The 11,389-nt window shown below is 42.2% G+C and carries 10 protein-coding genes; 8 read left to right on the top strand and 2 right to left on the bottom strand.

The window, feature by feature from the left end:
* Window positions 1–116 precede the first annotated feature (116 nt).
* Together AAAT93_RS06685 and AAAT93_RS06680 are read left to right on the top strand one after the other, a co-directional pair.
* The gene (locus AAAT93_RS06685; protein ID WP_021986056.1) at window positions 117–575 is read left to right on the top strand and encodes an Hsp20/alpha crystallin family protein; all 459 of its coding nucleotides are present in this window, start codon (window positions 117–119) and stop codon (window positions 573–575) included.
* 466 nt (window positions 576–1,041) lie between these two features.
* Entirely contained in the window at window positions 1,042–3,462 is a 2,421-nt protein-coding gene (locus AAAT93_RS06680; protein ID WP_117780227.1) for a GH36-type glycosyl hydrolase domain-containing protein, read from the top strand.
* A 3-nt stretch (window positions 3,463–3,465) separates the two neighbouring features.
* Here the strand turns inward: AAAT93_RS06680 and AAAT93_RS06675 are convergent, their stop codons facing one another.
* Window positions 3,466–4,212: a helix-turn-helix domain-containing protein gene (locus AAAT93_RS06675; protein WP_117780226.1), complete on the bottom strand. Its 747-nt coding sequence runs from the start codon at window positions 4,210–4,212 to the stop codon at window positions 3,466–3,468.
* A gap of 304 nt (window positions 4,213–4,516) precedes the next feature.
* On the opposite strand from AAAT93_RS06675, the gene recA reads away from it, so the two are divergent.
* From recA to xerD, 6 genes are all read left to right on the top strand, one after another.
* Complete coding sequence (gene recA / locus AAAT93_RS06670) at window positions 4,517–5,545, top strand: recombinase RecA (RefSeq protein WP_021986052.1); 1,029 nt, start codon at window positions 4,517–4,519, stop codon at window positions 5,543–5,545.
* A complete protein-coding gene (locus tag AAAT93_RS06665) occupies window positions 5,514–6,008 on the top strand; it encodes a regulatory protein RecX (protein WP_118373603.1) in 495 nt (164 codons plus the stop codon). The genes recA and AAAT93_RS06665 overlap by 32 nt, the downstream gene beginning before the upstream one ends.
* Window positions 6,009–6,137: 129 nt before the next feature.
* The gene (gene rny, locus AAAT93_RS06660) at window positions 6,138–7,700 is read left to right on the top strand and encodes a ribonuclease Y (protein WP_021986050.1); all 1,563 of its coding nucleotides are present in this window, start codon (window positions 6,138–6,140) and stop codon (window positions 7,698–7,700) included.
* A 193-nt stretch (window positions 7,701–7,893) separates the two neighbouring features.
* Window positions 7,894–8,448, top strand: a complete 555-nt coding sequence (locus AAAT93_RS06655; protein ID WP_117780225.1) for an NUDIX hydrolase — start codon at window positions 7,894–7,896, stop codon at window positions 8,446–8,448.
* A gap of 67 nt (window positions 8,449–8,515) precedes the next feature.
* Window positions 8,516–9,064, top strand: coding sequence for a hypothetical protein (locus tag AAAT93_RS06650; RefSeq protein ID WP_118373602.1), 549 nt, complete (start codon window positions 8,516–8,518; stop codon window positions 9,062–9,064).
* A 172-nt stretch (window positions 9,065–9,236) separates the two neighbouring features.
* A complete protein-coding gene (xerD, locus tag AAAT93_RS06645) occupies window positions 9,237–10,124 on the top strand; it encodes a site-specific tyrosine recombinase XerD (protein ID WP_118670788.1) in 888 nt (295 codons plus the stop codon).
* 154 nt (window positions 10,125–10,278) lie between these two features.
* On the opposite strand, the gene AAAT93_RS06640 is transcribed toward xerD, so the two are convergent.
* Window positions 10,279–11,340 carry a GDSL-type esterase/lipase family protein gene (locus AAAT93_RS06640; RefSeq protein ID WP_181985468.1) on the bottom strand — a complete coding sequence of 354 codons (1,062 nt, stop codon included), beginning with the start codon at window positions 11,338–11,340 and terminating at the stop codon, window positions 10,279–10,281.
* Window positions 11,341–11,389 lie beyond the last annotated feature (49 nt).

Below are 11,389 nucleotides of genomic sequence, written 5' to 3'. Positions count from 1 at the left end.
AAAATCCCTTAGAGATTGCAAAGTTGTGATATTCAAACGACACCTCAGATTTCTCTGATAGTGCTTAAAGAATACCGTAGGCATTGGTTGTTTAAGTATGAAAGGAGATATGACTTATGTTTACACCTAGTATTTTTGGAGAAAGTTTGTTTGACGATTGGATGGACGATTTTGAGAAGGAGTTTGACAAGGAACTCCGGCCAGCGAAGAATCCGCTGTATGGTAAGCATGCGAAGAACATGATGAAGACAGATGTCCGTGAGACAGATGATTCCTATGAAGTTGATATTGACTTACCTGGATTCAAGAAAGACGAAGTCAATGCACAGCTGCATGATGGATACATTACGATATCCGCTGCGAAGGGTCTGGATAAGGACGAGAAGGACAAGAAGACCGGCAAGTATATCCGCCGTGAGCGTTATGCAGGCAGCATGATGCGAAGCTTCTATGTTGGTGATGAGATTAAGCAGGAAGATATCCATGCAAAGTTTGAGAATGGTATCCTGCAGTTGTCAATTCCGAAGAAGGAAGCAAAAGCCATTGCGCAGAATAACTACATTGCTATTGAATAATCTATGAGAATGTAGCTGCGGTGCATATAAATCTACACCATATACACAATCGACTTTGGAACTTAACGTAAAGTAAGGGAAGGAAGTGTGAGATATGGACAAGAATCCAAAACATCCATTGAAGAAAAAGAAAGTTATGCCGAAGGTTTGTGCAACAGCAAATCATAACGCAGATCAGCCGGAGATGGCAGCTTCTTCAAAGAAGAAACATTAGTGAGATATAAGAAATGCCCTGCATGTTGAAAGAACATGCGGGGCATTTCTTTTGCTGGTTTCTTACAAAATTTTTGAAAGATATATGTATTTCTACACACGTAAAAATTACCATAATAATATCAAGATAACAATACAAATGCATGTAAGAATCTGATATAACATATTTACAGGTTATTTGATACGGTACCAAAGTAAAAGTATATGGGCATTGACTATATCATGGAAAACGAAAAAGAAAAGGAGATTCGGTATGCAGTTTGGTTATTTTGACAATGAGAATCGGGAGTATGTAATTACAAATCCCAAGACACCGGCACCTTGGGCGAACTACTTAGGCTCCCCGGAATATGGTGCTTTGATTTCAAACAATGCAGGTGGTTACAGTTTTGCAAAGTCTGGTGCGAATGGCAGAATCCTGCGCTATGTATTCAATAATTTCGATCAGCCGGGACGTTACATTTACATTCGAGACAATGACAGCAAAGATTACTGGTCTGCATCCTGGCAGCCGGTAGGAAAGAGCCTGGATACGTATAAGAGTGAGTGCCATCATGGTATTTCGTATACGAAGATTATGGCAGATTACAGTGATATTCACACAGAGGCATTGTATTATGTGCCATTGAATAAGACATATGAAGTATGGAATCTGAAAGTAACAAACAATGGTTCTGAAAAGAGAAATCTTACCCTGACCGGATATGCAGAATTTACAAACAACAGCAATTATGAGCAGGATCAGGTGAATCTGCAGTATTCATTATTTATTTCCAGGACAAGCTTTGTAGAAAACCGGATTCGCCAGACGGTGCATGGGAATCTGGATGTACTCGGAGCTGGTGAGACAGTCGATGATAAGCGTCCGACAGACCGGATCTTCGGACTTGCCGGAGCAGATGTTTCTTCCTATTGTGGAGATAAGGAAGTATTTATTGGAAGATGTAATGGCTATGGCAATCCGGATGGCGTGGTAAACGGAGATCTTGGAAATGCTTTAAGTTATAATGAAAATTCTTGTGGCGCGCTTTCTACTGTTGTTGAGCTTATGCCGGGTGAGACAAAGAATATTGCGTTTATCCTTGGATTAAAGGAAAATGATGAGGCAGAAGCTATTATGAACAGCTATACGGATCCAGCGGATGTCTGTGAGAAGGAACTGGCTGAGTTAAAGACTTACTGGGGTGAGAAATTCTCCCATTTCCAGGTACAGACACCAAGCAAGGAATTTGATTCGATGATTAATACCTGGCATGCCTATAACTGCTTCATGACATTTATTTGGTCAAGAGCAGCATCATTCATCTATTGTGGACTTCGGAACGGATACGGATATCGGGATACAGTGCAGGATATTCAGGGAATTATTCATCTGGCACCGGAGATGGCAGCAGATAAGATTCGATTTATGCTTTCGGCACAGGTTGCCAATGGTGGTGGACTTCCACTTGTGAAGTTCACACACAATGCCGGACATGAGGATACACCGGACGATGCTTCTTATGTGAAGGAGACAGGACATCCGGCATATCGTGCGGACGATGCATTGTGGCTGTTTCCAACAATTTATAAATATGTAACAGAAACCGGAAATCTGGCATTTATGGATGAAGTGATTCCTTACGCAAATAAAGATGAAGGTACGGTGTATGATCATCTGAAACGTGCGATTGATTTCTCTATGAAACATCTTGGCCGACATGGCATGCCGGCAGGACTTTATGCAGACTGGAATGACTGCCTGCGGCTTGGAAAAGATGGGGAGTCATCCTTTGTTGCATTGCAGTTTTATTATGCAATGACGATTCTTCGTAAATTCGCTGAGTATAAAAATGATTCTGAGTACATTTCTTATCTGGATAAGAGCCAGAAAGATCTCTGGAATGTGATTCAGAATCTCTGCTGGAATGAAGACCGGTTTATCAGGGGCTTTACAGAAAAAGGAGAAGTAATCGGTAAAAGAACAGATCCGGAGGCAAATATGTGGTTGAATCCACAGAGTTGGGCGGTTATCAGCGGATTTGCCTCTAAGGCACAGGCGGAAGCTGCAATGGAGAATGTGTATACGCAGTTAAATACAGCGTTTGGTGCCGTACTTATGGATCCACCATACCATGCGCATGCATTTGATGGCGCTCTGGCGGTTATCTATAATCAGGGGGTAAAGGAAAATGCGGGAATCTTTTCACAGTCACAGGGCTGGCTGATTCTGGCAGAAGCATTACTTGGACATGGAAACCGTGCGTTTGAGTATTATATGGAGAATTCACCGGCAGCTCAGAATGATAAAGCAGAAGTGAGAAAGCTTGAACCTTATTGCTATGGTCAATTTACAGAGGGTAAGGCAAGTCCTCATTTTGGACGATCCCATGTGCACTGGCTGACGGGAACTGCATCAACAGTTATGGTTGGCAGTGTCGAAGGTATTCTGGGCATGCGCCCGGATTTCTATGGATTGCGGATAGCACCATCCATCCCGGCAGAATGGGACGGATTTACAGTGGAGAAGGATTTCCGCGGAAAGCATCTCCATATTGAGGTGAAAAATCCGGGACATGCAGAGTCTGGATTTAAGTGCATGGAAATCAATGGTCAGACTATCTTCAATAATTATGTGAAAGACGAGTGGCTTATGTCAAACGGGGATAATATAATCACATTATATATGTCATAGATTTTACCGGTCAGGCAGACCGGAGGCGTTCAGATTTAGGGACTGGTACCGTTTTGGTGTCAGTCCTGTCTGTTTTTTGAAGACCTCTGAGAAGTAGCTTTGATCTGAAAATGCAAGGATCGAAGCAATTTCAGCCGCGGAATAGGAAGAGTGAAGCAGCATATTTTTGGCAGTTTCAATCTTTGTCTGCTGGATATAGTCGCTGACAGTCATACCGGTTTCCTTGTGGAAAAGACGGGAAAGATAGGATGAATTCAGTCCGGTCAGTTCTGAAAGATTTGCAAGTGTGATTTTTGTATGTAGGTGGTCATAAATATAATCAATACATCTGGCTACTGGTTTTGATGTAATCTTTTTCTTTCGCAGATTTTTCATGCGACCGGTGTAGTCCAGGCATGCGGTTGTGTGCAGTTCATCGAGTTCATCCATCGAATTTGCACGGTCTGCTGTGTGGATATAAAAATCGCTCAGGCTGTAGGAAGTGGACAAATCCAGACCACCTTCGATACAGTAGCGGGCAAGCATAGCCATTGTGATTGCAAAATGATATTTCAGGCTTTGCAGAGGGGTGTCGGATAGTTCGCCCAATCCTTTTTTGTGGCTGATCTTTGCCTGACAAAGCTCATTTACTTTCTCAATGTTTCCGGATTTGATGGTTGTATAAAATTCTAATTCCGGATCGTACTGTGCACGTAGTACAGCTTCGTCCTTATATACGTAATCACGGTATATTTTATTGCTTATTTTCATGGTAACACCCCATTGATATATGTTCGTTATTTTTTTTAGTGATTTCGGAAAATATTTAATGTAATTATAGCAGAGAATCTGATTTAGAACAATCGAACAAAATGCAACAAATAATTGCTTTACTTTGCATTATGTATAGGGTACAATTTTTACAGCGCATTGTTTCAAATACATTTAGAAAATAAAAATGAACAAACGTTCGAATTCCTTGTTGACTTTTCGAACAGAAGTGTAGTATAGTAGAAGAAACAAAAACGAACATATGTTTTGATAACATAGATGGAAGATAATGGAGGTTTATGGTATGGCAAGTGAAGAAAAGATGAAAGCATTAGATGCGGCGCTGGCGCAGATCGAGAAGCAGTATGGTAAGGGTTCTGTGATGAAGCTCGGAGATCAGTCTGCAAATATGGGAATTGATGTAGTCCCGACCGGCTCTCTGAGTCTGGATCTGGCACTCGGACTTGGCGGTATGCCAAGAGGTCGTATTATTGAGATTTATGGTCCAGAATCAAGTGGTAAGACAACCGTTGCACTGCATGTGGTTGCTGAAGTACAGAAGATGGGTGGTATTGCAGGCTTTATTGATGCAGAGCATGCACTCGACCCAACGTATGCAGCGCATATAGGTGTCGATATTGATAACCTGTATATTTCACAGCCGGATAATGGCGAGCAGGCACTGGAGATTACAGAGACGATGGTTCGTTCCGGTGCGGTTGATGTAATTATTGTGGACTCTGTAGCGGCCCTTGTACCGAAGGCAGAGATTGACGGCGAGATGGGAGATTCTCATGTTGGATTACATGCGAGACTGATGTCTCAGGCACTCCGAAAACTGACTGGTATTATCAGCAAGTCTAATTGTGTGGTTATCTTTATCAACCAGCTTCGTGAGAAAGTAGGTGTGATGTTTGGTAACCCGGAGACGACAACCGGTGGTCGTGCATTGAAGTTCTACGCTTCCGTCCGTCTGGATGTACGCCGGATTGAGACATTGAAGGTTGGCGGAGAAGTTGTTGGTAACCGTACAAGAGTCAAGGTTGTAAAGAATAAGGTTGCACCTCCATTCAAGGAAGCAGAGTTTGATATTATGTTTGGTAAGGGTATCTCCAAGGAAGGCGATATTCTGGATCTGGCTGTTTTGCACGATATCATCAACAAAGCAGGTGCATGGTACTCTTACAATGGTGAGAAGATCGGACAGGGACGTGAGAATACGAAGCTTTATCTTGCAAATAATCCAGAAGTGATGGAAGAGATTGAGCAGCAGGTACGGAATAAGTGTGGGATTGGCGTAGATGCAGAACAGACAGAGAGCGAAGAGTCATAAGCAACCAACTACATACAGTGCATTTGATACAGCGATTTATTATCTTACCTTCCGGGATCGCTCCCGGAAGGAGCTTTGTGATAAGCTGGCAGAAAAAGGATATGAGGAAGCAGAGATTGCAGAGGCAGTCGAGAAACTGATGTCCTATGGATACATTGATGATGAACGATATGCCTCATCGTATATTCGGAATCAGATGCGTGCCAAAGGCAGACGAAGAATCACAATGGAGCTTTCCGGTAAAGGTGTAGATTCAGAGATGACACGTGAATTATGCATGGAACTGGTGCCTGATGAAGCGGAAACCATCTATGATTTACTGGAAAGACGTTATGGTAACTTAGATTTTTCGGATGAAGGACAGATGCGGCGTATGTATTCCTTTTTTGCACGGCGGGGATTTAAGTATGAGGATATTCGCAGAGCGGTGTCAGAATATAGAAAAAATATTGAAAAAATATAGAAAAGTAATCTATTTTTTCTTACAATTTGCATAAAAAAAGTAAAGTATTCCTTGACACTAGTATAAAAAAAGTATAATATTTAAGTGTTGTAGTTATGCAATAAAACTAAATAAGGAGGTGCTCCTGAGTTGTCAGACGAAGCAATCAAGTATGTGATTTTCGCTGTAATACTCGTGGTTGCAATTCTCGTTACCTGGTTTTTAGCTATTGCGTATCGTAAGAATGTGGCAGAGGCAAAGCTTGGTAAGGCAGAGGATAAGGCTAGAGAGATTATAGATGAAGCACTGAAAGCTGCGGAGGCAAAGAAACGTGAGACACTTCTTGAGGCGAAGGAAGAAGCCATGAAGACGAAGAATGAGATTGACAAAGAAGTCAAGGATCGTCGGAATGAGCTTCAGCGCATGGAAAAGCGTGTTCTTTCCAGAGAGGAAAATCTCGACCGGAAGACCGAAGCCGTAGAGAAGAAAGAAGCTTCATTATCACGTAAAGAGGCAGAACTCACGAAGCTGAAGCAGGAAGTTTCAGATTTGGAAGCAAAAAGAACTCAGGAACTGGAAAGAATTTCCGGATTAACCTCTGAACAAGCAAAGGAATACTTATTAAAGACTGTTGAAGACGAAGTAAAGCATGAAACAGCAGTCATGATCAAAGAATTAGAAACACGAGCAAAAGAAGAAGCAGATAAGAAGGCAAAGGATTACGTTGTGACAGCTATTCAGAAGTGTGCTGTTGATCATGTATCAGAGACAACGATTTCCTTAGTACAGCTGCCTAATGATGAGATGAAGGGAAGAATCATTGGCCGTGAAGGACGAAACATTCGTACTTTAGAGACTATGACAGGTGTTGATTTAATTATTGATGATACACCGGAAGCAGTTTTGCTTTCAAGTTTTGATCCGGTTCGTAGAGAAGTAGCCAGAATCGCACTTGAAAAGCTGATTGTGGATGGAAGAATCCATCCGGCACGTATTGAAGAGATGGTCGAGAAGGCTCAGAAAGAGGTCGAGACTATGATGCGTGAAGAGGGAGAGGCTGCAACCCTGGAAGTCGGTGTACATGGCTTACATCCTGAACTGATACGTCTTCTTGGTAAGATGAAGTTCAGAACAAGTTATGGACAGAATGCATTGAAGCATTCTATTGAGGTAGCTCATTTGTCCGGTTTGCTTGCCGGAGAGCTTGGGCTTGATGTTCGTGTAGCAAAGCGTGCAGGTTTGTTACATGATATCGGAAAATCTATTGATCATGATGCAGGTATGGAAGGTTCTCACGTATCTATTGGTGTTGATCTTTGTAGAAAGTACAAGGAGTCGGCAACGATTATCAACGCTGTTGAGGCACACCACGGGGATGTAGAACCACAGAGTTTGATCGCATGTATTGTACAGGCTGCAGATGCTATATCTGCTGCACGTCCAGGTGCAAGACGCGAGACGTTGGAGACATATACAACACGTCTGAAGTCCTTGGAAGACATTGCCAATGGATTTAAGGGTGTTGATAAGACTTTTGCTATTCAGGCGGGACGAGAAATTCGAGTAATGGTAGTTCCAGAGCAGGTAACAGATGCGGATATGGTATTACTCGCACGGGATATCTCAAAGAAGATTGAATCAGAACTTGAGTATCCGGGCACAATCAAGGTAAACTTGATCCGAGAGTCGAGAGTAACCGATTACGCAAAGTAATTATTTGTTATCAATGAAATTCGTGGAAAGTATTGAGAATACAAGTTTTCAATACTTTCCTTTTTTGTTTATTTCCTGTATTATATATAGAGATATAAAGCAATCGCGTGCGAAACAAATTATGAATGATGAAATGTATTTATTATGATTATATGGACGATGCGGAATAGAGTGGATAGGAAGGGACATAAATATGGTTGAATTTAAAAGAAAAAGCTTGGAATTATTATATGATGCGAAGATTGTAGCGCTGTATAAGGATGTGTTGGAGACACCGGATGGTGGAGAGGTTGTATATGATCTGATTAAACATAAATCTGGCGGTGGAGCAGGTATTCTGCTTGTAGACGAGGAAGAGTACACATATCTGGTGCGTCAGTACCGTAATTCCTTAGATGCAGTGGATCTGGAGATTCCGGCAGGTGGATATAGTTTTCACGGGGAATCCGGTGAGACATGTGCGTTACGGGAAGCAGAGGAGGAGACTGGATGGATTCCGCAGGATATCTATCATGTGAGCAATATGATTTCTTCGGTTGGAACCTTTGATGAGAAGACGGATGTCTATATTGGACGCAATCTGAAGAAAGGCAAGCGGCATTTAGATCCGACGGAATTTATCGAGATTGTTCGAGTACCTATGGAAGAAGCACGCGAGATGATTTATTCGGGTAAGATTGTAGATAGTAAGACGATTGTCGCGATTCTTGCTTATTATGATAAGAAGAGTCGAGGAATATTTAAGTAGACAGGCACATATGCTTTAGGGAGTGAGCAATCATTCCCTAATTTTTATGCAGTAGGAGTATAAGGCAATGCCATATGAAAGTGAAAAACTGAAAAGCCGCGTGTTTTATTATCTGTGCATGGTGCTGGCAGGTTGTATATTAGCCAATATCGTGCTGCGATGCGATCGGAATCTGCAGGTGTTTATACTGCCATTTACGGACAGCAGTCGGTTAGCTGGGGTATCCGTGCAGCAGACGTTGTTTTATGTGTTGTTACAGCGGACGAAACAGGTGGCTGTTGTATACCTGCTGTATAAGGTGTTTCCGCCCAAGGCAGTCTTCTCGATCGGGATGAGTGCGTTGTTATTTTTATTTGGATTTGTAATCAGTTGTCAGATGTTTTATCTGGGACTTTCGGGTGTATGGTTTCTGCTGTTATGCCTGTTTCCGCATTATCTGATCTATCTTGGAATGTTGTATTATCTGGCGGCAGAGGCACGCAAGGTTGGAGAGGATAAGAATAAAAAGAGGATGGCGGCGATGATTCTAATTCTGACGTTTTTTGTCGGAATTCTATCCGAGAGTATTCTTTCAAAAATTTTTTTAAAAAATTTTCTCCAATATATAGGTATGTAAAAACGTGCATTTCAACATATTGTAGAAATGTTACAAAATGTTACAAATATTGAAAAAATGTGAAAAAAATATGTTTGATTTTAGCTGAAATAGTAATTATAATGTAATAGATAAAGGCGAAAAGCAGTCGGAAAAGATTGCATTTTGTCGAGGGAATGGAAGGACTTTGGGTATGGAAACACAGATTGAGAATTACATTGATTACTTGAATAGCGTGAAGCATGCAAGTGCGAATACGATTGCATCCTATCGGAGAGATTTGAAGAAGATGAGCCGCTTTTTTGCGGACAGACAGTGTACGGATGTGCGTGAGCTTCGGGGAACGGATTTGAATTCGTATGTATTGGATATGGAAAGTCAAGGCATGTCCACAGCGACGATATCCAGAAGCATTGCAAGTATGAAATCGTTTTTTCTATATCTGTTGAAGCAGGGGGAAATCACAGAAGATTATGCGGATGCATTGAAGCCGCCAAAGATCGAGAAGAAAGCACCTGAGACGCTTTCCATTGAGGAAATCAATCTGCTCTTAGATCAGCCATCACGCCTGACACCAAAGGAAATCCGGGACAAGGCAATGCTGGAGCTTCTGTATGCGACTGGCATGCGTGTATCAGAACTTATAAATTTAAAGATCACAGATGTAAATCTGACGATGAATTATATTTTATGCCGGGATGTATCGAAGGAGCGTGTCATTCCAATCGAGAATGTAGCGAAGATGGCACTGGAGAACTATATCAAGTCGGTACGGGAATCCATCAGTCATGGAAGTATGTTCCTCTTTACGAATATGAAGGGACAGCCGATGACGAGACAGGGCTTTTGGAAACTGATCAAGGCATATGCAGCAAAGGCTGGTATCGACAAGGATATCACACCGCATATGATCCGTCATTCCTTTGCATCACATCTGGTATCAAATGGTGCCGATTTGAAGGCGGTACAGGAGATGCTTGGACATTCGGATATTTCGACCACGCAGATTTATCTGCGCAGCAGACAGAGCAAGTTGAAGGAAGAATATGAGAAAGCACACCCACGTGCAAAGATGGCGTGAAAGCCATATAAAAATGAAATCAAAATAGAAAGATAAAATTTCATAGATGAAATAAAAAGAGAAAACCTCATTATCAGAGAAGAAATATCTGGTAATGAGGTTTTCTTGCGGTGTTGCATCTGACAACACAGCATTTAGAATCTAAAATGAGTTACTACTTGTTTTGCAGGTTTGTAAATACGCTGTCACTGACACCATGTTTCAACAGGTATGCCTCCCACAGGGAATAGTATTGTGCCTGTAGATGGATACCATCGTTGGAATAATCGGCTTTAACACCCATTGGAACATCGCCGTCCATGTCACAGACGCAGGTGTTCATATCAAGGTAGAAGATACGCTGTCCGTCTGCGTATTCTGCAACCAGAGCATTTCTGCAATCCACATTGTCGTTGTTGTACACATCTGAGTTATCTGCGTAGCTCTGTGTAACATGCATCATACCCATGACGAAGATTACAGCGTCTGGCTGTAATTCCTGAATCTGATCTAATACTTTCTTGTACTGCGCCTGATAATCCTTGGCGTAGCCGCTTCCGAGCTCGTTGACACCACACATGAGGAAGATTTTTTTGTACTGTTTTGTGGCAAGCACATTTGGAATTGTTTCGCCGTTTGCCATTGTTTTATCCATCAGATCCCAGATGGAAACACCATCTTTGTAGTAGAAATCAGCCGTTGTTTTGGTGCGGAGCGTACCGTAGTCATGTAGTCCCTCAATACGGGAATCCCCGATAAAGGCTGCATCGTTAAAGTAGTCAGTATTTACAGTGATATAATCGTAGTTGGTTGTCTGTGCCACACGGTCATTATCGTCGTAATAAGCAGAGCGTGCCTTACGCATTGGAACTGTGATATAGGTCGTTGGAATCGGTTCGCTTCCATCGGTGCTGACTGCATCCGAAGAGGTCGCCGGTGCATCGGTTGATGTCGCGGCAGGAATAGGATTGGAATCTGCGTCTGTACCGGTTGCCGTCGTGTCATCGGAAGGTTTCTTTGTGTCATCTTTTTTCACAAATGGATCTTCTTTAATCATGGCAGACATAAAGAGCGTATGATCCTTGGAAATCCGCAGCTTGTATTCGCCACCCATAGCACCGACAAGGGCATATAAAGTATAGCCGATGACGGAAAGCAGGATCAGGGATACAAGCGGACATTCCCGCAGGAAATCCCAAATTGTTTTCGGTTGTCTTCGCTTTTTGTTATTATTCATAATCATCATCCTTATTTCATCTATAGTCCGGTTCCTGTATATATGATTT

The sequence above is a fragment of the Coprococcus hominis (ex Arizal et al. 2022) genome (assembly GCF_040094675.1).
GTDB classification, from domain to species: Bacteria; Bacillota; Clostridia; order Lachnospirales; family Lachnospiraceae; genus Coprococcus_C; species Coprococcus_C hominis.
This window is presented reverse-complemented; position numbering and strand designations above follow the sequence as displayed.

Excerpts from the sequence above, each read along its gene's own strand:
- AAAT93_RS06685 (WP_021986056.1), top strand. The coding sequence starts at position 117 with ATGTTTACACCTAGTATTTTTGGAGAAAGTTTGTTTGACGATTGGATG.
- AAAT93_RS06665 (WP_118373603.1), top strand. The coding sequence starts at position 5,514 with ATGCAGAACAGACAGAGAGCGAAGAGTCATAAGCAACCAACTACATAC.
- AAAT93_RS06650 (WP_118373602.1), top strand. The coding sequence starts at position 8,516 with ATGCCATATGAAAGTGAAAAACTGAAAAGCCGCGTGTTTTATTATCTG.
- recA (WP_021986052.1), top strand. The coding sequence starts at position 4,517 with ATGGCAAGTGAAGAAAAGATGAAAGCATTAGATGCGGCGCTGGCGCAG.
- AAAT93_RS06680 (WP_117780227.1), top strand. The coding sequence starts at position 1,042 with ATGCAGTTTGGTTATTTTGACAATGAGAATCGGGAGTATGTAATTACA.
- xerD (WP_118670788.1), top strand. The coding sequence starts at position 9,237 with ATGGAAACACAGATTGAGAATTACATTGATTACTTGAATAGCGTGAAG.
- AAAT93_RS06640 (WP_181985468.1), bottom strand. The coding sequence starts at position 11,340 with ATGAATAATAACAAAAAGCGAAGACAACCGAAAACAATTTGGGATTTC.
- AAAT93_RS06655 (WP_117780225.1), top strand. The coding sequence starts at position 7,894 with ATGGTTGAATTTAAAAGAAAAAGCTTGGAATTATTATATGATGCGAAG.
- AAAT93_RS06675 (WP_117780226.1), bottom strand. The coding sequence starts at position 4,212 with ATGAAAATAAGCAATAAAATATACCGTGATTACGTATATAAGGACGAA.